This is a genomic window from Ruegeria sp. CDSB022 (assembly GCF_059611145.1).
Genome location: NZ_JBXWOZ010000014.1, coordinates 1 through 19,222, shown reverse-complemented (window position 1 = coordinate 19,222; position 19,222 = coordinate 1). Strand labels below are relative to the sequence as shown.

Annotated in this window: 23 protein-coding genes, 2 tRNA genes and 1 pseudogene; 22 read left to right on the top strand and 4 right to left on the bottom strand. The window is 55.7% G+C overall.

Annotated elements, in window-relative coordinates; translation table 11 throughout:
• Positions 1-601: 601 nt before the first annotated feature.
• Entirely contained in the window at positions 602-1,732 is a 1,131-nt protein-coding gene (locus tag AC2FIZ_RS16725) for a hypothetical protein (protein WP_496791362.1), read from the bottom strand.
• Positions 1,733-2,012: 280 nt separating this feature from the next.
• On the opposite strand from AC2FIZ_RS16725, the gene AC2FIZ_RS16720 reads away from it, so the two are divergent.
• From AC2FIZ_RS16720 to AC2FIZ_RS16700, 5 genes and pseudogenes are all read left to right on the top strand, one after another.
• Positions 2,013-2,312 (top strand): hypothetical protein, encoded by a 300-nt coding sequence (locus AC2FIZ_RS16720; RefSeq protein WP_496791361.1) that lies wholly within the window; start codon positions 2,013-2,015, stop codon positions 2,310-2,312.
• Between the two features lie 69 nt (positions 2,313-2,381).
• Positions 2,382-2,528: a hypothetical protein gene (locus tag AC2FIZ_RS16715; RefSeq protein WP_496791360.1), complete on the top strand. Its 147-nt coding sequence runs from the start codon at positions 2,382-2,384 to the stop codon at positions 2,526-2,528.
• Between the two features lie 78 nt (positions 2,529-2,606).
• Complete coding sequence (locus tag AC2FIZ_RS16710; protein WP_496791359.1) at positions 2,607-4,256, top strand: type IV secretory system conjugative DNA transfer family protein; 1,650 nt, start codon at positions 2,607-2,609, stop codon at positions 4,254-4,256.
• Positions 4,257-4,285: 29 nt separating this feature from the next.
• A complete protein-coding gene (locus tag AC2FIZ_RS16705; protein ID WP_496791357.1) occupies positions 4,286-4,828 on the top strand; it encodes a hypothetical protein in 543 nt (180 codons plus the stop codon).
• Positions 4,818-5,846 (top strand): annotated as a pseudogene (locus AC2FIZ_RS16700) (recombinase family protein); the annotation flags it as partial. The gene AC2FIZ_RS16705 and the pseudogene AC2FIZ_RS16700, both read left to right, overlap by 11 nt.
• A 550-nt stretch (positions 5,847-6,396) precedes the next feature.
• On the opposite strand, the gene AC2FIZ_RS16695 reads toward AC2FIZ_RS16700, so the two are convergent.
• Positions 6,397-6,471, bottom strand: a tRNA-Thr gene (locus tag AC2FIZ_RS16695).
• A 229-nt stretch (positions 6,472-6,700) separates the two neighbouring features.
• On the opposite strand from AC2FIZ_RS16695, the gene AC2FIZ_RS16690 reads away from it, so the two are divergent.
• The 10 genes from AC2FIZ_RS16690 to AC2FIZ_RS16645 all read left to right on the top strand — a co-directional run bounded on the left by AC2FIZ_RS16690 (position 6,701) and on the right by AC2FIZ_RS16645 (position 13,404).
• Complete coding sequence (locus AC2FIZ_RS16690) at positions 6,701-6,856, top strand: hypothetical protein (RefSeq protein ID WP_185956727.1); 156 nt, start codon at positions 6,701-6,703, stop codon at positions 6,854-6,856.
• A gap of 6 nt (positions 6,857-6,862) precedes the next feature.
• Positions 6,863-8,131 carry a UDP-N-acetylglucosamine 1-carboxyvinyltransferase gene (murA, locus tag AC2FIZ_RS16685; protein ID WP_281973612.1) on the top strand — a complete coding sequence of 423 codons (1,269 nt, stop codon included), beginning with the start codon at positions 6,863-6,865 and terminating at the stop codon, positions 8,129-8,131.
• Entirely contained in the window at positions 8,128-8,604 is a 477-nt protein-coding gene (locus AC2FIZ_RS16680) for a DUF2948 family protein (protein ID WP_281973613.1), read from the top strand. Before murA ends, AC2FIZ_RS16680 begins: the two co-directional genes overlap by 4 nt.
• The gene (locus AC2FIZ_RS16675) at positions 8,594-9,115 is read left to right on the top strand and encodes a GNAT family N-acetyltransferase (protein WP_281973614.1); all 522 of its coding nucleotides are present in this window, start codon (positions 8,594-8,596) and stop codon (positions 9,113-9,115) included. Before AC2FIZ_RS16680 ends, AC2FIZ_RS16675 begins: the two co-directional genes overlap by 11 nt.
• A 60-nt stretch (positions 9,116-9,175) precedes the next feature.
• On the top strand, positions 9,176-10,477 hold the full coding sequence (gene hisD, locus AC2FIZ_RS16670) for a histidinol dehydrogenase (protein ID WP_281973615.1): 1,302 nt from the start codon (positions 9,176-9,178) through the stop codon (positions 10,475-10,477).
• Positions 10,478-10,597: 120 nt separating this feature from the next.
• Positions 10,598-11,395: a hypothetical protein gene (locus tag AC2FIZ_RS16665; protein WP_282027869.1), complete on the top strand. Its 798-nt coding sequence runs from the start codon at positions 10,598-10,600 to the stop codon at positions 11,393-11,395.
• An 86-nt stretch (positions 11,396-11,481) separates the two neighbouring features.
• Entirely contained in the window at positions 11,482-11,961 is a 480-nt protein-coding gene (locus AC2FIZ_RS16660; protein ID WP_142639020.1) for a UPF0262 family protein, read from the top strand.
• A gap of 3 nt (positions 11,962-11,964) precedes the next feature.
• Complete coding sequence (locus tag AC2FIZ_RS16655) at positions 11,965-12,417, top strand: arsenate-mycothiol transferase ArsC (protein ID WP_142639018.1); 453 nt, start codon at positions 11,965-11,967, stop codon at positions 12,415-12,417.
• Between the two features lie 2 nt (positions 12,418-12,419).
• On the top strand, positions 12,420-12,818 hold the full coding sequence (locus AC2FIZ_RS16650) for a ketosteroid isomerase-related protein (protein ID WP_282027868.1): 399 nt from the start codon (positions 12,420-12,422) through the stop codon (positions 12,816-12,818).
• A complete protein-coding gene (locus tag AC2FIZ_RS16645; RefSeq protein WP_281995643.1) occupies positions 12,811-13,404 on the top strand; it encodes a GNAT family N-acetyltransferase in 594 nt (197 codons plus the stop codon). Before AC2FIZ_RS16650 ends, AC2FIZ_RS16645 begins: the two co-directional genes overlap by 8 nt.
• Positions 13,405-13,454: 50 nt before the next feature.
• Here the strand turns inward: AC2FIZ_RS16645 and AC2FIZ_RS16640 are convergent, their stop codons facing one another.
• Positions 13,455-14,372 (bottom strand): hypothetical protein, encoded by a 918-nt coding sequence (locus tag AC2FIZ_RS16640; protein ID WP_496791356.1) that lies wholly within the window; start codon positions 14,370-14,372, stop codon positions 13,455-13,457.
• 169 nt (positions 14,373-14,541) lie between these two features.
• Between AC2FIZ_RS16640 and AC2FIZ_RS16635 the strand changes: the two genes are divergently transcribed.
• The 6 genes from AC2FIZ_RS16635 (at position 14,542) to AC2FIZ_RS16610 (ending at position 17,668) form a co-directional block, all read left to right on the top strand.
• Entirely contained in the window at positions 14,542-15,417 is an 876-nt protein-coding gene (locus AC2FIZ_RS16635) for a carbon-nitrogen hydrolase family protein (protein WP_281995645.1), read from the top strand.
• Positions 15,418-15,508: 91 nt separating this feature from the next.
• Complete coding sequence (infA, locus tag AC2FIZ_RS16630; protein ID WP_005978431.1) at positions 15,509-15,727, top strand: translation initiation factor IF-1; 219 nt, start codon at positions 15,509-15,511, stop codon at positions 15,725-15,727.
• A gap of 10 nt (positions 15,728-15,737) precedes the next feature.
• Positions 15,738-16,316, top strand: a complete 579-nt coding sequence (locus AC2FIZ_RS16625) for a Maf family protein (protein WP_281995646.1) — start codon at positions 15,738-15,740, stop codon at positions 16,314-16,316.
• Positions 16,313-17,335 (top strand): ribonuclease E/G, encoded by a 1,023-nt coding sequence (locus AC2FIZ_RS16620; RefSeq protein WP_142639006.1) that lies wholly within the window; start codon positions 16,313-16,315, stop codon positions 17,333-17,335. Before AC2FIZ_RS16625 ends, AC2FIZ_RS16620 begins: the two co-directional genes overlap by 4 nt.
• Positions 17,332-17,514 (top strand): DNA gyrase inhibitor YacG, encoded by a 183-nt coding sequence (locus AC2FIZ_RS16615; protein ID WP_281973621.1) that lies wholly within the window; start codon positions 17,332-17,334, stop codon positions 17,512-17,514. The genes AC2FIZ_RS16620 and AC2FIZ_RS16615 overlap by 4 nt, the downstream gene beginning before the upstream one ends.
• A gap of 79 nt (positions 17,515-17,593) precedes the next feature.
• Positions 17,594-17,668, top strand: a tRNA-Phe gene (locus tag AC2FIZ_RS16610).
• Positions 17,669-17,730: 62 nt separating this feature from the next.
• Here AC2FIZ_RS16610 and AC2FIZ_RS16605 read toward each other — a convergent pair.
• The gene (locus AC2FIZ_RS16605; RefSeq protein ID WP_496791354.1) at positions 17,731-18,147 is read right to left on the bottom strand and encodes a YopX family protein; all 417 of its coding nucleotides are present in this window, start codon (positions 18,145-18,147) and stop codon (positions 17,731-17,733) included.
• 664 nt (positions 18,148-18,811) lie between these two features.
• Here AC2FIZ_RS16605 and AC2FIZ_RS16600 point away from each other — a divergent pair.
• Positions 18,812-18,949 (top strand): hypothetical protein, encoded by a 138-nt coding sequence (locus AC2FIZ_RS16600; protein WP_281995681.1) that lies wholly within the window; start codon positions 18,812-18,814, stop codon positions 18,947-18,949.
• Positions 18,950-19,222 lie beyond the last annotated feature (273 nt).

Here is a 19,222-nt window from a genome sequence, read left to right as displayed (position 1 = left end):
GGTCTCCATGAACATGGTGGTGATTGAACGGCCACACGTTCTACTGGCTCTGAGAAGGGTTCATGCCCTGATCCGAGCCACAGGCCGGGGGGATGCAACGGGGGCGCGCAGCGGGACCCCTTGCCAAGCAGCGTGGTAGTACCACGCACAGCTTGCGTTCGGCGCTATTCTATCCGCCTACAAGAGGGGCAGCGTGGTAGTACCGCATAGTGGATCAAGGACTCACCGTCTGACATGTTGGCTCACTGCTCATCGGGAATGGGCAAAGTTGCTGACGGGTACATCGCGTTGTGCAGGTATGCCATTGACTGACGATCTCTTCTCGAAGCTGCATGGTCAAACGGCGTGCGTAGCTGTGCATCTTGAAGCCAGGATGATCCTGCATCTTGCTCCATAGCCACCTTGAGAAACGAAACGCTGCCACGCATTGCCGCAACGTGAATCGGCGTCAGAGCGGTGCTTGGCTGACTGGTTCGAAGAGACTGTCCATCCTCTAATGCCATACGCAGTTCGTATAGGTCATCATCCCTCGCTGCTCTAAAGATGTCAGGGGGCTCTTGCTTGCGCGTACTATCGTTCTTGGCGGGCGCGGTCCTCATTTTCAGTGATACCCCGCACTGAACTTTTTCGCGATGGCCTCAAGATGCGGATTGCTCCTCACAAGATCAGCGGTGAGTCGGCGTGACGCTCCGTCGAAAGATGACCCGTCGAAGCGCTGCACCTTCTTCAGCTCTACCTTGTTGGATACCTCTGGCGGAAATTCAGTCGTATCGATGGTCATGCTGTAAGCCGTGACAATTCCATTCTCGTCCTTGGTTACATCTATTCGTCCATCGGCAATTATCCTTGAGTAAGGAAAGCGCTCGTCACCATAGTCATGCACATCTTCATTAGTGAGAACAAAACGCGCATTGACCAAATCACGCCCTTGAAGCGCTCCTGAATATTCATTTGCAGTGACGATAGAATAACCGCGCAAGACTATTGGGAATCGGCTCTTCTCAAGAGACATAAAAAATTCTTCATGGAAAGCGTTGGGCGCTTTGCGTATGGCTGCAACGTCCGAAAATACAATTGTTAGCGGTGCAATGCCTCCGTAAAAGCCGCCGCACATGATCAGACAAGTTGGAAACGGGACGCCGAATTCCGCTGTCAAAGAATGGATCAGCATGTGTGGCGCGGTTCCATCGAGGATTTGAGCAACGGGCTCGCTCAGATAGCCTGAGGCAAAGATATCTCTGAGCGCCTGTCGGTGGAAGTTTGTACGTTCCTTATTGTAGCGCACTTCGAACCCGTCAAAGCCTCCTTCGATCAATACTTGCTGTGCAAAGCGGTTGATAAAGGCGAATTTGGCATCACCGATATGGTGGGATGATCTAGCACCAAACCATTTCTTGAGATCATCGAGCGTGAGACGGGTATCTCGTGCGTACGAGATTATCTCCCTAGTCCTGTCGGACTTCTCCCGCTGCCGGAGCTCTGTATCCTCGGGCTCCATGATCAAATCGCGCAGCTTCTGGTTACCGATGCCGTTTGCTTCTTTGTACTCCATCAGCGCCCGCCGATAGTACTCTTTGAGGCTGGTTGGGAAGTAGCCAAGCATCCTGTCCGCTTGGACAAGGCCTGGCGGGCTTACTGGCAGCGAAATGCCATCAGTACTGGTGCGCTCATCACCCTTATTTTTATGGACTAAACTCAGGGGAACAACCTTCCCCTCTTCAATTTTGCTCATTGGCTTAGATTGGGTTCAGTTGAAACAGCGGCGCGCAACAAGCGGCCTCGAACGGAGAAAGGAGAAGACGATGAACGAACGGATGAACCATGGCAGCTGAGCCCGATGTAATGATCTGGCTACGATCCTAGAACAAGTGGTGCGCTTCACAAGGCTCACCTGAAGATCGCACCCGAACAGCAAGCCCACAGAAACAACCAAGCCACGCTGAAAGCACCGCTTTCAGCGAACGGAAAACTGCGGCCTCGACCGCGCAACAGTCAGAAAGGAATACGCGAAAATGTACCAACCACCTTACCACCCAGGCCAAGGAGGCCGAGGCCCCGGTGAAGACCTTAAGGGCGGCTTTGCAACATGCGCCGCCGCGATGGTTTCCATCGTTGTCAGCCCTCCATTCCACGAGTTCACGGCTCCATACGTCTGGGAACTGTCTCGACGAAGCTACGGGCCTGAGATGGTCGATTTCATCATGGTTGTCTGGATGATTTTGACCTGGCCCCTGACGTTCTTCGCAGCACGTGCTGCGATCATCGCAGGGCTGACAGTCGCAGGTGTCTACATCGCCTATCGACTGATTTGAAAGCAATCTGGCTGGCTGCACTGAAGTGGCCAGACATCAAAACTGAAACGAAACATGAAAGGAAATCAAATGCCTAAGATCATTGAACGCGAAGTCGGAAAAATCGTTCACCGCCAGAAGGTCAAAACCTTCGGGGACAAAGTGAAAGAGTTCCTCGAAGGGCTCGCCGGATTCATCGTCATCATGGTGATCATCGGTATCTTCATCGGTGGCTGATCCGACCAACGGGATGGCGGCTCTTTAAAAGCCGCCATCCCACCCCAAACCTGAAACTCAAAATGAAAGGAGACCCTCATGCGATTTGAGGAACAATACCCCTTTGGCTCGGCGCGGTTTGCGCAAAGCCTCGAAATCCACAGCGCCTTCAAAGCGAAAGGCGGCGTGCCCTTTGGTTTCTACAATGGGCGCAAGCTCTTCCACGCGAAGAACACGGGAATGCTGCTGATCGGCGGCGCTGGCTCGGGCAAGTTCACGAGTGTCCTTGCGCACCTAATGGATGCGCCTGGTCGTGGCGACGAGCCTGCGCGTTACGCGATCTTCGATCCCAAGCGCGAGCTGCGTGCGGTGATGGAGCCGTACTTCGCATCAATCAAAGCGCGTGTGTACGAGATCAACCCGTACTTCACCCATGGCGTGCAGGGAAATCGGCTCTCTCTTCTGAGCCACTTGAGCCCCGACAGCCCGCGCCTCGTTGCGGACTGCCGCCGTGCGGCGCGAACCTTCCTGCCCGAAAGCGGCGGCGGAGATTCACAGTTCTTCGATCAGAAGGGCCAAAACTGGCTCGATGCTCTTATGCGCGGCCTAGTGCATCTGGACGGCGGAGTCTCTCCGACCTCGCTCTATGAGTTGATCGGCATGGTGCGCTCATACCCCGAAGCCTGGGAAGAGACGGCTTCGGTCATGAGCGCCCTCGGAGAAGGCGATCTTCGCATCACCTACGACGAGATGCTGGATATGGCAGCAGAGAGCCGCCGCACCTTCGACTCTGTCATGGGCGGGATCAGCAACGCTTTGGCCTTCATGAACGATCCGCGTCTTCAAGCCGCGCTCGTTCGAAGCAGCGAGGCCGACTTCACGCTGGATGTTCTCTGCGAGAACAGCAGCGATCCCGTCTTTGTCTTCTTCGTCATGCCGCCGGAGATGACGGAGCAGAATGCGGCCGTCATTCGCCAGTTCTTCTCGACGCTGCGCACGCTCAAGCAAATGCGACCCGATGCGCCGACGCTCAATCTGGTGATTGATGAAGCGGCCCAGCTCGGGCGCTTCCCCGAGATTGCCGAGTTCTACTCGATTGGGCGCGGCTTCGGACTTTGCCCTGTCTGCGTCTACCAAGACATCGGGCAAATCCGAAACAACCTCGGGCCTACGGGTGCAATGACGCTCTCGGCCAGTGCCGACATCGAAGTCTATCTCGGGGGCGGTATCTCGGATTTGGAAACCGCGCGACATTTGAGCGCCAAGCTCGGCAACCAGACGCTGGAGCTGGACGATCATCTCACCCAGCACCGTGCGCAACGCGAGATGCGCGTGGCGATGCACGATGCGCTCTTTGGGAACAAGGGCGGTGCCATTCGTACGGGACTTGCGATGAAGGCGCTGGATTATGAGCGTGGGCACAAGCGCAAGCAGGCGCGCGCACTCATGACGCCCGAAGAAATCCTCGGGATGAGTCACAAGCAATCGCTTGTCATGGCCTCGGGCTACGGCATCCCGCCCTTCCTGGCGGACAAAAGCCCGTACTTCGCCATGCCGCGTTACTCCGGCCTCTATGGGCCAAACCCGTACTTCGACCGCGATCTTGGCGTGGTCAAAGTGCCTGGTCGCTTCTGCAAAAAGCGATCCCTCAAGGTGATCACCGAAGCCGTGCCATCGGCGCTCGCTGATCTGCCTCAATACCAAAACGGGATGTGGAGCTTCATCGAAGGCCACCGCCCGAACGTCTGAAAACCGAAACCAGCAAAAAGGAGAATGACATGAAACTTGAAACGATCACCAACCGCGAAAGCGCAGAAATTTGCGGAGCACGCCCGATTGATGATAAAATGAAAGTAGGAGAAAGCGTCTCGAATGGCGCTCTGCTTTCCGCCTCCGCTGTTCAGCATGGGGCACCTCAAGGGCATGACGGAAATGATGCACATCCGCGAGCAGCGGGTGAGAGCTCACGCACGCCTGATACTGGAAAGGAGGGTGCGGCCATGGATGAACACGATGGAGGCCAGGACGTTCGCATCACGCTAGATGCGGCAGCAAAGCCAAGTCTGGAGATCGATACCGCGAAGTATCAGGCCTATCTTGATGATCCTTCTCTGACTGACGCGCAGAAAGAAGAGATCATGCAGGCGCTCTGGAGCATCATCGTCGCCTTCGTGGACCTCGGCTTTGGCGTCCATCCGGCGCAAGAAGTCTGTGGAAAACCCCAGCAAGTGCTTGATGCGCAAGGCAACAAGGATTCTAATGAATCCAAGCCTGTAGACACTTTGAGCAAGAAATTCGAGCGTGCCAGCGATGATACGTGATCGCGGCCCGCCAGAAAAAGGAGTTCCAATGAAACATGAACAGAAAATGGAGGGCACCCAACTCAAAGCGGTAATTTATTGCCGGGTGTCCTCGACCAAGCAAAAGCTGGATGGCGGCGGTCTGGAGAGCCAGGAACAACGTTGCCGTGCCTACGCTGTCGAGCGTGGATATGAAGTCGAAGCCGTCTTCCCCGATGACGCATCGGGGGGCGGCGACTTCATGAAACGTCCAGGAATGGTAGCACTTCTAAGCTACCTCGATGCCCAGCCTGACAAAAATTACGTGGTGATCTTTGATGATCTCAAGCGCTTTGCGCGTGAGACCGAAATGCACATTAAGCTGCGCCAAGCCTTCAAGGCGCGCGGCGCACTGGTGGAATGTCTGAATTTCAAATTCGAAGATACACCCGAAGGGAAATTCATTGAGACCATTATTGCTGCTCAAGGTGAACTTGAGCGAGAACAAAACCGCCGACAAGTCATGCAGAAGATGAAGGCGCGAGTTGAAAACGGGTTTTGGGTTTTCCGCGCTCCAGTCGGCTATAAATATGTCTCGGCCAAAGGCGGTGGCGGCAAGGTTCTCGTCCCCGATGAACCGCTTGCCTCGACTGTCCGAGAGGCCCTGGAGGGCTTTGCGACTGGTCGTTTCGCCTCGCAAGCCGAAGTACAGCGCTTCTTCGAGCGATGCCCGCACTTCCCGAAAGACTTTCCTGACGGGCGGCTCCGTCCGATGACGGTCTCGCGACTACTGAAGAAAGTTGTCTACGCTGGATATGTTGAAGCTCCCAAGTGGGGTGTCTCTGTCCGCAAGGGAGAGCATGAGGGATTGATCAGCTTCGAAACGTTCGAACGTGTCCAAGAGGCACTCGCTGGCCGCGCGCGACCTGCTGCGCGGAAGGATTTCAACGAAGACTTCCCGCTACGAGGCTTCGTGCACTGTGATGACTGCGGCAAGCCGATGACTGCTTGTTGGTCCAAGGGCTGCCGTAAGCACTACCCTTATTATTTGTGCGACACGCGCGGCTGTCCGTCCAAACGGAAGTCGATCCCGCGCGCCAAGGTCGAAGATGGCTTTGCCGATATCCTCAAATCCATGCAGCCGACGAAGCAGCTCTTCACGCTTGCTCGCGTGATGTTTGAGGATGCGTGGAATGCTCGCCTCCAGTCCGTTGCGGCATCCCAAGGTGAAATCAAGCGCCAGCTCAAAACGGTTGAGAAGCAGATTGAAAGCCTCCTGGATCGCATTGTGGAGGCGACTAGCCCCAGCGTGATCAGCGCTTACGAAACGCGTCTGACGAAGCTTGAGCGTGAGAAATTCGTGCTGGCCGAAAAAGAGACCTCTGCGCTGCCGCCCAAGGGACGGCTGGAGGAATTTATCGAACTATCGCTTAAATTCCTAGCAAGTCCTTGGAATATTTACAAAAATGGTGACTATGCCACCCGTCAAACGGTGCTCCGTTTGGCCTTCGTGGAGCCTCTTCAGTATAGCCGAAATAAGGGTTATCGAACTCCCGAAATTTCCTTTCCTTTCAAGGTGTTGGATGGAATTTCAGGTCGCAAAAGCGAGATGGTGCTGCTGGAGAGAATTGAACTCTCGACCTCTCCCTTACCAAGGGAGTGCTCTACCTCTGAGCTACAGCAGCCTATCCACTTCAGGGCACCGGGAAAAACGCCCTACTAATACCCTACTAATTTCCACCACGCTCCACTAACTCATTGTTCGAACAAACAAACTTGGAATGGACCCGCCCATTACCAAGGGAGTGCTCTACCTCTGAGCTACAGCAGCGCTGTGGGCGGGTGATTAGACTCAAACGAAACGCGGCGCAAGGGTGTCTGGACGGTTTTTTTCGCCTCCTGTAGAGAAAGGTTATGGCAGAAAAAAATACACCTAAAAAACACGGCAGATCCGGCGATGTGCGCGAAGAGCGGCTGAAAGCGGCGCTCAAGGCGAATATGGCGCGGCGTAAGGCGCAGGCTAAGGCGCGGGCAACCCAGAACGGCAAAGCCGACAAAGACGAGGGATAAGAGCAGATGGATTCGATTCTGGTGACAGGCAACGGGCCGCTCAAAGGTCAGATACCGATTGCAGGGGCAAAAAACGCGTGTCTGACGCTGATGCCGGCGACCTTGCTCAGCGAAGAACCGCTGACGCTGACCAATGCGCCTCGGCTGAGCGACATCAAGACGATGACGGCTTTGCTGCAGTCCTTGGGGGCCGAGGTGTCGTCATTGCAGGATGGTCAGGTGATCGCAATGTCCAGCCACGACCTGACCAGTCAGACGGCGGACTATGACATCGTGCGAAAGATGCGCGCGTCAAACCTTGTGCTGGGTCCTTTGCTGGCGCGGTTCGGGCAGGCAGTCGTCTCGCTGCCCGGAGGCTGTGCAATCGGCGCGCGTCCGATGGATCTGCACGTCGAAGGGCTCGAGGCGCTGGGCGCTGAGATTGAGCTTAAGGACGGGTATCTGCATGCCAAAGCTGTGGGCGGGTTGAAAGGTGCCGTGCATGAGATGCGATTTGCATCCGTGGGCGCGACCGAGAACATTGTCATGGCGGCCACGCTGGCCAAAGGCACAACGGTTCTGAAGAACGCGGCGCGCGAACCTGAAATCGTCGATTTGGTCGAGTGTCTGAGGAAGATGGGTGCCCAGATTTCCGGTGAAGGCACGCCGACCATCGAAATTCAAGGCGTAGACCGGTTGCATGGCGCCACCCATCAAGTAGTCACTGACCGGATCGAGCTGGGCACCTATATGCTGGCGCCGGCGATTTGTGGTGGAGAAGTCGAACTGTTGGGCGGGCGGATGTCTCTGGTGGAATCATTTGCCGGGAAACTGGATGCGGCGGGCGTGAATGTCTCGGAAACAGCAAACGGTCTTTTGGTCGCCCGCAAGAACGGGCGTGTCAAAGCCGTGGATGTCGTGACCGAGCCGTTCCCGGGTTTTCCGACCGACCTGCAGGCCCAGATGATGGCGCTGATGTGCACGGCCGAAGGTACCTCGGTGCTCGAAGAACGCATTTTCGAGAACCGTTTCATGCACGCCCCCGAATTGGTGCGGATGGGCGCGAATATCGAAGTTCACGGTGGCACGGCAACCGTGACTGGTGTCGAACGTCTGAAGGGCGCACCGGTTATGGCGACAGATCTGCGCGCTTCGGTTTCGCTGATACTGGCGGGGCTGGCTGCTGAAGGTGAAACAACTGTCAGCAGGGTCTATCATCTGGATCGTGGGTATGAGCATGTTGTGCGCAAGCTGGAAGGCGTGGGCGCCAAAATTGAACGGATCAAAGACCAATGACAGACGCAAGTTTCCACGATGGGCGTGAGGCTCCACTGAATCTGGGTGCAGAGGATGGGGATGACCTTCAGGTGATCTCGACTTTGACACAGGATGCGGTGTTCCCAGTATCCGAAATGACCTGGCACCCGTCGCAGCGCCGCTTTGGCCTGTTGCTGAACCGTTTTCGCTGGGAGGACAAGGATGCGGCCACGCGCCGGGGCCGTCCATTCGAAAGGGTGCAGTCTGTGCTGGTGTTCGCTTCCGTTCTAACCGTGGCCAGCCAGGGTATCGACCGTAGCGAGAAGGATTTGGTGATGTCCTTGCTTTCGGTCGATTTTGAACCCGGCGAAGACGGCGCGGGTCAGATTTTGCTGACATTGGCCGGTGATGGCGCGATCCGCCTGTCGGTCGAGGCAATAGACGTCACGCTCAAAGATGTGACCCGCCCGTATCAGGCGCCGTCGGGGCAAGCACCGCATCATGCAGAATAAGCGCGGTATCGCGCAGGCCTTCTCAGGACCACCCGCTGGTCTGATGTTGCGCCGCGCGACCGTGTTTGATGTCTTTGATTTAAGCCGCGTACTAATCCGTTCGATCACGCAGCTGTGCCGGGCGGATCATGGCGATGATCCACAGGCCGTTGCGGAATGGACCGCCAATAAAGACCCGGAGACCATTCGGGGTTGGATCAAGGCCGGAGCGCAGATTTGGCTGGCCGAGCGCGCAGGTCAGGTTGCGGCTGTCGGCGGATTGCGTGAGGGCGGCGAGATCACGCTGCTCTATATCGACCCGGCTCATACCGGTCTTGGGGTGGGAAGCGCGTTGTTGGCCCGGCTGGAACAGGAACTGGCCGCTGCCGGTTGCACCGAGGCACAGCTTGAGGGGACACGGACGGCCCAGGCGTTTTATATCCGGCATGGCTGGAAACCGACTGGCGGCTGCGCGGCGCGCAAAAGCATATCCTGTTTTGAGATGCGCAAATCGCTGCACCCGGTGGACTGAGGGTTGAGGACAGCCCATCCCGGCGATATGACCCGGTGAAACACCACGGAGTGCCAGATCATGCCCGTTTTTCTAGACACCACGTCGCCCGAGTTTGACGCGGCTTTTCAGACCCTGCTGTCGGCCAAGCGCGAAGACAGCCCGGATGTGGATGCCATCGTCGCGCAGATCATTGACGATGTGCGGGTCCGTGGGGATGAGGCGGTAATCGAACTGACGGCCAAATTCGACCGGTTAGAGCTGACACCGGATACGCTGGCCTTTTCGGCAGAGGAAATCGACGTCGCCATTGCGCAGGTCTCGGACGCGGATCGTCAGGCGCTCGAACTGGCAGCCGAACGCATCCGGGCCTATCACGAGAAACAGATGCCCGCCGATCACCAATGGACGGATGAGGCCGGGGCGACCCTTGGCTGGCGCTGGTCCGCAGTGTCTGCGGCGGGGCTGTATGTGCCGGGAGGGCTGGCCTCGTATCCGTCGTCGGTTCTGATGAACGCGATCCCGGCCAATGTCGCAGGGGTCGAGCGTCTGGCCATCGCCGTGCCCACACCAGACGGTCAGGCGAACCCTCTGGTCCTTTTGGCCGCGCACCTGTCAGGCGTGACTACGGTCTATCGCATCGGCGGGGCGCAGGCGATTGCGGCACTGGCCTATGGAACAGATACCATCGCAGCGGTGGACAAGATCACAGGCCCCGGAAACGCTTTTGTTGCTGCCGCCAAACGCAGAGTCTTTGGTAAGGTCGGTATAGACATGATTGCGGGACCGTCCGAGATTCTGGTTATTGCTGACAAAGACAACGACCCCGACTGGATTGCACTGGATCTACTCAGCCAGGCAGAACATGACGAAAGTGCTCAGTCGATCCTGATCACGGATAGCGCCGATTTTGGACGGGCCGTGGCGCAAGCCGTGGAAAAACGTCTTGAAACCCTGCAACGCCGGGCCATAGCCGGGGCCAGTTGGCGCGATTTTGGTGCGGTGATCACTGTGGGCAGTCTGGATGAGGCAGCCTCTCTGTCGAACCGAATTGCCCCGGAACACCTTGAGCTATGCGTCGCAGATCCCGTCGCTCTGAGCGAAAAGACAATTCACGCAGGTGCAATCTTTCTTGGTCAGTACACGCCCGAGGCAATCGGGGATTATGTTGGTGGGCCTAATCACGTCCTACCCACCGCCCGGTCGGCGCGTTTTTCTTCCGGTCTGAGTGTGATGGATTTCCTGAAACGCACGACGCTCAGCCAGATGACACCCGAAGCCCTGCGGGCAATCGGGCCAGCGGCAGAGCAACTTGCGCAGTCGGAAAGCCTCGAGGCGCACGGGCTGTCCGTGACCGCACGGTTGAAACGATTGAACGGTTGATCACCTATGGTCAGAGGGTCACACCTGCAATTACCTCATCCGATTTTCCCCGATAGGGCTTGAAATCAAGGGGCAAATTGCGGCGCTCTTTATGTGCGACCGGATCTAAAGGAGGTTGATTTGGAACGTGTGGCGACCCTCTGGATCGGTAAGCGCTTTAGCTTTTTGGAACATCTGTGCCTGAAGTCCTTCGCCGATGTCGACCAGAAGCCAATCGTCTATCACTATGGCGATCTTGAAGACATTCCGGATTATATCGAGCCGCGCGATGCCCGCGAAATTTATGATACTCCCGAGATCTACCGCGATCCGATAACCCGATCCGTGGCCGTTCATGCAGATCTTTTCCGTCTGCAGTTGATGCAAAAAACCAACTATATCTGGGCCGATGCGGATGCTTATGCGGTCCGGCCATTCGAGACAAAGAACGGGTATCTTTTTCCGAATGCGAACCTCAAGAAACAACGGATCATGAACGGTGTACTTGCGTTGCCCGGCGACAGTCCGGGGCTGCAGGCCATGTGCAAATATGCTTTTGACAGCGATCTGGTGCCGCCATGGTGGACACAAGAACATAGGGAAACCTACCGCCAGATGTTCAACGGGTCGACCTATTGGAGCCTGCCAATTTTCAGCTTTGGTCCGCCCATGCTGTTTCATTTTCTGTATGGCACACCAGAGCATGAGATGGCTGTGCACAGGTCGGTCCTCTATCCTATCCCATTGCGATATCGCGGCCTTTGGAATGACCCCGACCTTTCCAAACTGGATTTTCTGAAGTGGGACCAACAGATGTCTGTCCATTTTTTTGGATCCTGGTTCCGAAAGATCTTTCTTGGCCGCCAAATCAACTCTGGTTCACTGGTCGATACGCTGTTGCGCAAACACGGAATAGATCCGTCCGAACACCCGCTTTGACGATTTTCGTCGGACGGGCGGTCACTGCGTTGCCCATTTATTTCCATTGGGATAAGTCTGTCCCGACCTGAACGGACCAAACGACCATGACCCGAATTTCGCACATCGAACTGGATGATAGAAACTTGCCCCCGCCGACTCCCGAGATCGAGCAGGAGCGCAAGGTGGCAATCTATGATCTGCTTGAGGATAACGCTTTCGCGCTGCCCAAACGCGATGATCGTGTGGTTCCGGAAGGGCCGTATCATGTGCAGCTCTCGATCCGTGACAAGCGTTTGGTCTTCGACATTGCCACCGAAGCCGAAGAAAAAGCGGCCGAGTTCCATCTGTCCCTTGGACCATTCAGGCAGGTGGTCAAGGACTACTTCCAGATCTGTGAAAGCTATTTCGACGCCGTAAAGACTTTGCCGCCCAGCCAGATCGAAACCATCGACATGGCCCGGCGCGGTATCCACAACGAAGGCAGTCGGGTGTTGCAGGAACGTCTGGAAGGCAAGGCCGAAGTTGATTCAGACACAGCCCGTCGCCTGTTCACGTTGATCTGCGTATTGCATTTCGGGGGGTGACGGGTGACGTCTCTGCCGCAGTCCATCTTGTTCTGTTGCGACCACAATTCGGTCCGATCTCCGATGGCCGAAGGCATCATGAAGAAGTTTTATGGCACCGGCACCTATGTGCAATCCGCCGGGGTGCACAACGATCTTGAGATCGATGGCTTTTGCATTTCGGTCTGTCATGAAATCGACGTCGAGCTTTCACGTCACCGGTCCCGGTCGTTTGATGAAATGCAGGAATGGGGCGACGACCTCAGCTCGTTCGATCTGATTGTAGCGCTGTCGCCGGCCAGCCAGCGCCGTGCGCTGGATTTGACGCGGGTTTTTCATCTGGATGTCGATTATTGGCCAATAATGGACCCTACCGGGCTGGGCGAAAGCCGCGAGGAAAAGTTACATCACTACCGACAGACCCGCGATCAGATCATTCAGCATCTGAAGGACCGCTGGGGTGAACCAACGGAGTGACCATGAACGAAACCGTCAAAACCTATTTCAAAGCCTTCAACGCTGGGGACGTAACCGGCATGCTGGCCTGTTTGTCCGACGACGTAGCCCATCATGTGAACGAAGGGCAGATACGAGTGGGCAAAGAGAAATTCGCAGCTTTTTGTGACCACATGAACCGCTGCTATCGCGAGAACCTCACCGATATCGTTGTGTTCGCGGCCGAGGGCGGTACCCGTGCCGCCGCTGAATTCATCGTGAACGGCACCTATCTTGAGACGGATGAAGGCCTGCCCAAAGCACGCGGGCAGACCTACCGCCTACCAGCCGGGTCATTCTTTGACCTGAAGGATGGCAAGATCACGCGGGTCACCACCTTTTACAACCTGGCCGACTGGACCAAGCAGGTCTCGAATGGCTGAGGTCACAGGTGTTCGCGCCTTGACCGGGGCGGCGCTTGAGGCGGCTCTGGATGACGTCGCTCGCTTGCGGATCGAGGTGTTTCGGGCATGGCCGTATCTTTATGGCGGCGATCTGGAATACGAGCGGAAATACCTGCAATCCTACCGTGACAGCGACAGATCCATCGTTGTTGGTGCCTTTGACGGGGATCGTCTGATCGGCGCATCGACCGGCGCCCCGCTAGCCGACCATGCCGCCGATTTCGCGGCGGCCTTCGATGGCTCTGGGCTGGACTTGTCCCAGATCTTCTACTGCGCGGAATCCGTCTTGCTGCCCAACTATCGCGGGCAGGGCGTGGGGCATAGGTTCTTTGACTTGCGCGAAGCCCATGCGCGCAGCTTTGGCTTCACGAAATGCGCCTTTTGCGGTGTGCAACGCACGACCGATCACCCGATGCGGCCTGATACCTACCGCCCGCTGGATGCTTTTTGGAGCGCGCGGAAGTATGAGCCGTTGCCCGGCGCTATTGCGCAGTTTTCGTGGAGGGATATCGGTGAAGAAGGCGAGACATTGAAGCCTTTGCAATTCTGGATCAGGGATTTGTAGGTGGTTTTGCCCGCTGTGCGGAGAAAGCCGAAATCAACGTCTACCGGCCCTCATCCATCATGATTTTCTACGCACCTGATCACAGACGCTTCAAGAAGCTCGCGATTGAAGGGCATGCTTTTGGCTGGCGTGCCTAGAAGGACAAAAGATGTTTTCCAAGTCGCTTCGCAAAATCCAGCGGCGCCCATCCATGCGACAAAGGCTGAGAATCGCATACCGCTGAGCTCTAGTTCGACCGGGTCATAGACAGGTTCAGTCGGTAACAGCTCCAGGTCCAGTTGCTCGCCTCGGATTACGTTCAGAGCAACCTTTACTCCAGTGCTGTCAATCCAATCCTCTGACTCGGCACCTGTTCTTTCCGACTCCAGATAATCCAAAAACTCTTGAAGAGTTTCTTCTTTGGTGTCCGGGCTCTCAAGCAGCTTTGCAAAAGTAATTAGTCTTTTTTGATGGTATCCGCCCGGCTCCAGGCGTTGCGCTAGGCTGCGAAGTAACTCGGCATCTCCGGTGGCTATTGGCATATAGTATTGGCTTGTCAGCGAGTTGTTCGTCGAGGCAAGTAATTCAAGCGCTTCCTCGACGCACCCGTTTAACCAGTAAGCGGAGATGATCCTGCTTTGATCCCTCGGGTTCGAACGGGAGAAGTCAGTCAGTTGAATGACATCATAAAGCGAACCATCTTGCAGTTTCTTCCTGAGCGCCCCTTTGTCGCCATCGAATTGCATTAATGCCGTCCGCATCAAATAGAACTTTAACTCATCCCGCTGTTCGCGGGCGGGTTCTTTGGACATAAGCAACATGGTCAAACTGGCTCGTCTAACGTCTTGCTCTTTGCCATCACCCAAACCATCCAAAAACAACTGAGTAAGCGGTTCGTCGTGCCATGTTGGCGTATCAAAACAGTCCGCAAGCGCGGGCACAGATAAGCACGTTGTTCCTAAAACCAAGCAAAGGATTCTAAAATGCATCACTGGAAAATCCTCAATTTTCTTGCTCTCATTTACCAGTGCTGAAGTTCGTATGCCATGGGCTTACAAATGAACTAGCTGTCCTAAATTCAATGTGTCACAGTTGGGCTATACAGTCCACGAACGCACACTTAGATTTCAGCCGAGTTAAGACTGCAAGGAATGCCCCATGAGACTTGCCTCCGCCGCCTATAACCTCGACTGGCTCGAAAACTGGGCGCAGTATGAAGATAAGCTGGCCCGCTGGGTCTCGGATGCCGCAGGGCAGGGGGCAGATCTTCTCGTTTTCCCCGAGTATGGCGCGATGGAATTGTCGACTTTGGACGGGGCCGAAGTAGCGGGTGATCTGGAACGCTCGATCCGTGCTGTTTCAGATCGGATGGGGGACGTGCAGGCCCTGCATTCGCGTCTGGCTCAAGAGCATGAGACCTACATCCTGGGTGCATCCGCTCCGGTGATTGACGGGTCAGGCTGTCCGGTAAACCGGGCTGAGCTCTACGCTCCGAACGGGACGTTTGACCATCAGGACAAACAGATCATGACCCGCTTTGAACGCGAAGACTGGGATATCGCGCCGGGCGGACCACTGAAATTGTTTGATACCCCACTTGGAAAAATCGGAATCCTGATCTGCTATGACAGTGAATTCCCCCTGCTGGGCAGAGCCCTAAGTGAGGCGGATATAATCCTGGTTCCCTCATGCACCGAGGCGTTGGCAGGATACTGGCGTGTCCGCATCGGGGCTATGTCGCGTGCGCTGGAAAACCAATGTGTTACGGTCATGGCGTCTCTCGTGGGAAAAAACGAATGGTCCGATGCGGTGGATATGAATACAGGAGCGGGCGGTGTTTTTGGTCCACCTGACAAGGGTTTTCCCGCGACCGGAGTGTTAGCAGAGGGAGCGCTGAACCAACCTGGCTGGACCTATGCCGACGTCGACTTGACTACGATCGCCAATGTGCGCCGGGATGGCCATGTGTTGAACCGCGCCCATTGGGACGAGCAGTGCGGTCGAGTCGAAACAGTCACAATATCCTCTCTTTAGGTGAATACGCCCTTGAAATAAGCCCCAAATAGGCTCATTTAGGCGCACATCCCCGTAGATTCTGCGGGTGCAACGTAATTATGGAGACAACATGGCCAAGGAAGATACGCTCGAATTTCCCGGTGTCGTGAAGGAACTCCTGCCTAATGCGACGTTTCGGGTCGAGCTGGAAAACGGCCATGAGATCATCGCACATACGGCAGGCAAGATGCGCAAGAACCGCATCCGTGTTCTGGCTGGCGACAAAGTTCAAGTCGAGATGACCCCCTACGATCTGACCAAAGGTCGGATCAACTATCGCTTTAAGTAACGCCCGACACATGGCGTTTATTCTTGGATCGGGCAGCCCAAGGCGGCTGGACCTGCTGGCGCAGCTTGGCGTACAGCCCGACGCCATCCGTGCCCCTGACATTGACGAAACGCCTTTGAAGGGTGAGTTGCCGGTGCCTTATTGCCACCGGATCACGCGCGCCAAAGTGCAAGCAGTTCCCGCCGAAAGCGATGATGTCACGCTGTGTGCGGACACCACGGTTGCGCTGGGCCGGCGCATCCTGGGAAAACCCGAAGATGCAGGTCAGGCGGCCGAGTTTCTGCACGCTCTGTCCGGGCGGCGGCACCGGGTGATCACTTCGGTCGCTGTTCGCCGCGGAGAGCGTGTATTGCAACGCGACGTCGTTTCTCAGGTCAAGGTCAAGCGCCTGTCGGATGTTGAGATCAATGCCTATCTGGCGACGGGTGACTGGCAGGGTAAAGCCGGTGCATATGCGATCCAAGGGCCTGCAGGAGCCTTCATCCCATGGATTTCCGGATCGTTTACGGGCATCGTGGGCCTACCATTATCCGAGACCGCCGGATTGCTGCAGGGCATCGGCTATCCTTTGTATCGCGAGGCACTATGAAGGGGCGTACCATCGTTTTAGACCACATCAACAACCGCGAGGCCGCGGCGTTGATGGTGGACGGAAAGCTTGACGATTTCCTGATTGCTTCCGAAGCCCCGGCACCCGGTACTATCTACCGGGCGCGGGCGGATCGCCCGGTCAAGGGGCAGGGCGGGATGTTTCTGGCCACGCCGGACGGCCAGGCCTTTTTGCGACAGGTCAAAGGATTGGCCCCCGGAGAGCTTAAGCTGGTCCAGGTGACCGGTTTTGTCGAACCCGGAAAGGCGCTGCCGGTGACGGATCGCGTGCTGTTCAAAAGCCGCTTTGCGATTGTCACTCCGGATGCACCGGGCCTGAATATATCGCGCAGTATCCGGGATGAGGATGAACGCGACCGCTTGCTGGAAATCGCACATGAGGCCATGGCAGGCAGCGAACACGGGTTGATCCTGCGGTCCTGCTGTCAGGGCGAGAATGCCCAAGAGATTGCCGAGGATATCGGCGTCATGCTGGCTCATGCCGATGCTGTGATGAACGATCCCGGTACCGAGCCTGAGGTTCTGCTCGCAGGTGATGGGCCGCATGTTTTGGCCTGGCGCGACTGGACCGACCCGGCCGAGGTCGTCACCGAGCCTGGCGCCTTTGAGGCGCATGGTGTCTTGGATGCATTGGATCAGGCGGGCGGAATATCAGAACCATTGGCCGGGGGCGGACACATCTATATCCAGCCCACCCGCGCCCTGGTGGCCGTAGATGTAAACACGGGTTCAGACACCTCGATGGCCGCCGGAACCAAGGCCAATTTCGCCTGCGCAAAAGCACTGCCACGTGCATTGCGTGTCCGTGGGTTGGGGGGGCAGATCACGCTCGACCTCGCTCCAATGCCCAAGAAAGACCGGCGCGGTTTCGAAGCCGCTTTGCGATCTGCATTCAAGTCTGATCCGATCGAGACGATTCTGGCAGGATGGACCCCGTTGGGTCACTATGAGTTGCAACGCAAACGCGGCCGGATTTCCCTTGCGGAAGTGCTGAAATGAGCTGTCCGATCTGTCACGAACCAACGGTGTCTCAATTCCGTCCTTTTTGTTCGAAACGCTGTGCAGACATTGATTTGGCCAAGTGGCTGAACGGGTCTTACGCGGTTCCTTCGCAGCGTGAAGAAGACGTTGAACAGGATGTTTCTTCACCTGAAACTGAGATGCCGCGCCCACATTGAAAAAATGTAAAAAAGCCTCTGGACACTGCCAGTAGCAAGTCATAGAACGCCTCCACCCAACGGCAAAAGCCGTATCCGTGCCCGGGTAGCTCAGGGGTAGAGCAGTGGATTGAAAATCCTCGTGTCGGTGGTTCGATTCCGCCCCCGGGCACCACTTAAACCTCAGAAAATAAACAGTTTTCCAAACAAGACAAAACGGCCATTTGGTCGTTGTCTCTATTTTGTCTCGGGATTTTGGAGCAATTCGGGGTTTTCGTAGATGTTCCCGATGACCTTCCAATAAGTTTGAATCTCGCTCGACAGGAGCCATTCGTAGTCATTGGGTAGCTCTATGGCGCGACGCTCCATTGGTTCGGCTTCATATTGAGCCTTCAACTGCTCATATCGCTCTTGGTCGTTTGCCCGCGCGAACATCATTTTGATACCGTACTGGCATCGGTACCACTCCCACTTATCGGCGAACTCCAATATGTCGCCTTCAAAGATTTCGGTGCCGTCGCTGTCTTTGATGTCCGCAAACTGCATCACGACATGAAGGTCGCTGTATATCTCTCTTTGGTCGTCACCAATTCTGAATACCGATGACATTTCCTGGTTGTCTTTGTCCCAGGCACGAAACTTATACTCTTTCATATAGGTACCAGAGTACCACTTTGTCTCGCGGTTGTCTCACTTTCACACACGTAACCTGTTGATAACTGAAGCATTTGAAATTGGGGGCACTTTTGGGGGTAGAGACGAGAACAATTTATCCTCGTTACCCCCAGAGTCTGAGAATTTATTCAATAAAAACAATACTCTTGGTATGAGTTGAAAATCCTCGTGTCGGTGGTTCGATTCCGCCCCCGGGAACCGCATTGATCCTCCGAGAGTCGCTGAGGGACCCTCACAGCAGCCGTAGACCATTCCGTAGACCATATGGTGCCTGTTGACAGCGACACAGCCCGTCGCATACCCCTTGTTTTGCTGGAGAGACCGGCTGAAGAAGTGCCTGTAACGGGAATAGAACACCGCCCCCGGGCACCATTTAGCTAAGATAAATTATTCAATATCAAGGCTTTGATCTGATATCTGCTTTGTGTATCTACCATTACATCCACCAGTGTGTTTTGTATTGCCCGAAGCTGCGTGCCGAGACAACCGCTTGGTAAAAAGTACGAATACAAAGAACTGATTTAGCGGCGCGGCGGTTTTCGGACAATTTGGCGCGATTTCCCGGAAAAAATCAGAGAGGCTTCTGAGCCCAAAACATGGCGCGACGCGGCTATTTGTAGAAATATTCCCAGCCGCGATCTTCATGCAAACCGAAGCGGGCATTGAGCAGGTGGCCACTGAGCTGACATTCGCCGCGATTGCAGCAACTGTCGTTGCTAACGGCGGCTTTACGCAGAAAGCTGACTTTGCAAAGTTGCCGTTCAAAGTTTCGCTTGCCTAATTTGACCGGCCCAGATGGTCGGAGGCTCTTCGTGGAAGTGCGGCACTTTCGATTGTTGGCCTATTCGAAGTAAATTTAGGTACGGAGCATTGTTGGGCTACATCAGCCAACGTAAACGCCAGGGATTAAAGGCAATACGAAATCCAATTATCCAGATGACAATTGACGAACTATTGGTCGATTAATCTCATTGTCCGAGCAAAACCTACCCAGCGAGCTTCAGCGCTGCTTTCGTTTGACCGAGATAATGCATCCGGAATGCTTCGGGTGCCG